The sequence below is a fragment of the Bacillus cereus group sp. BfR-BA-01441 genome (genome assembly GCF_022663075.1).
Taxonomy (GTDB): domain Bacteria; phylum Bacillota; class Bacilli; order Bacillales; family Bacillaceae_G; genus Bacillus_A; species Bacillus_A cereus.
This window is the reverse complement of record NZ_JAKUEU010000205.1, coordinates 1-1,462: the sequence shown is the minus strand read 5'-3', so window position 1 is coordinate 1,462 and position 1,462 is coordinate 1. Positions and strand designations below refer to the sequence as shown.

Genomic DNA, 1,462 nt, shown 5'->3' with positions numbered 1-1,462 from the left:
CAAAGGCTCCAACTTATTACGATGTAAATGTAGAACCAATTGAATTTACAATCGAAAAAGGACAACAAAAACTCCTTCCACTTACATTTAAAAATAGTTTAACGAAAGGAAAAGTTAAACTTATTAAAGAAGATGATGTGGAAAGTAGTAAAGCTCTTGCCGGCGCTGTATTCACATTGCAAGATGCAACTGGCAAAGAAATTATGAAAGATTTAACAACAGATGATTACGGAGTATTAGTTATTCCTGATTTAGCACCAGGGGATTATCAATTTATCGAAACAAAAGCCCCTGAACATTATAAATTAGACAAAACACCTATTAAGTTCACAATTAAAAAAGGTAGTAAGGAAGATCTTCCTATCCCTGTTACTGTAAAAAACAGTTTACTTACAGGTGGCGTCACTTTAACAAAAGTTGATGATGTTGATGGCACTATTCTTGAAGGTGCAGAATTTATAATCGTTGACGCTCATGATACTAAAAAGGTAATTCGCAAAGGTTTAACGACTGATAAAAACGGTAAAATTTCTGCTTCTGATTTACGTCCTGGAGACTATCAATTTATTGAAGTAAAAGCTCCAAAAGACTATACCTTAAGCAAAGACCCTATTCCATTCACTATCGAAAAAAGTCAAAAAGAGAATATTACTGTTACTGCTACTAACAGTTTAAAGAAAGGTGCAGTAACATTAACAAAAATTGACGACATCGATCGTACGATGCTCGAAGGTGCAATCTTTAAGATTGTTGATATGAATGGTAAGGAAGTTCATACGAATCTTGTTACAGATAAAAACGGTAAAATTTCTGTTTCTGATTTACGCCCTGGAGACTATCAGTTCATTGAAACAAAAGCTCCTGAGCACTATGTATTAGATGAAACAACGATTCCATTTACAATTGAAAGAAGTCAAACGAAAGAGATCAATGTTACAGGCAAAAATGCTTTGAAAAACGGTAGCGTTGAACTAACAAAGATTGACGATATTGATATAAATACAAAACTTGCTAACGCCGTATTTAATTTATTAGATGCAGACGGAGAGCTAGTTAAAGAAGGCTTAAAAACAAATGATGAAGGTAAAATTGTTGTTGAAAACCTACGTCCTGGTACGTATCAATTCGTTGAAACAATTGCTCCTGAACATTACGATTTAGATAAAAAACCTATCGTATTTACAATTAAAAAGAGCCAAACTGAAACTCTTCATGTCACTGCTACAAATGCTTTAACAAAGGGTGCAGTTAAACTTGCTAAAGTTGATGATGTTGATGGCACTGTTCTTAAAGATGCAGTATTTAAAATTGTTAATATGAATGGTGATGTAGTTCATAAAGACCTTGTTACAAATGAACAAGGAATAATCGAAATTAACGACCTACGTCCTGGTGATTACCAATTTATCGAAACGAAAGCTCCGAAGCATTACGTTTTAGATGAAACACCAATCAAATTCAC

At 33.7% G+C, this 1,462-nt stretch carries 1 protein-coding gene; it reads left to right on the top strand.

Annotated elements, in window-relative coordinates; translation table 11 throughout:
* A partial coding sequence (locus MR107_RS29965; protein ID WP_255855169.1) for an MSCRAMM family protein occupies positions 1–1,462 on the top strand: 1,462 nt, incomplete at both ends.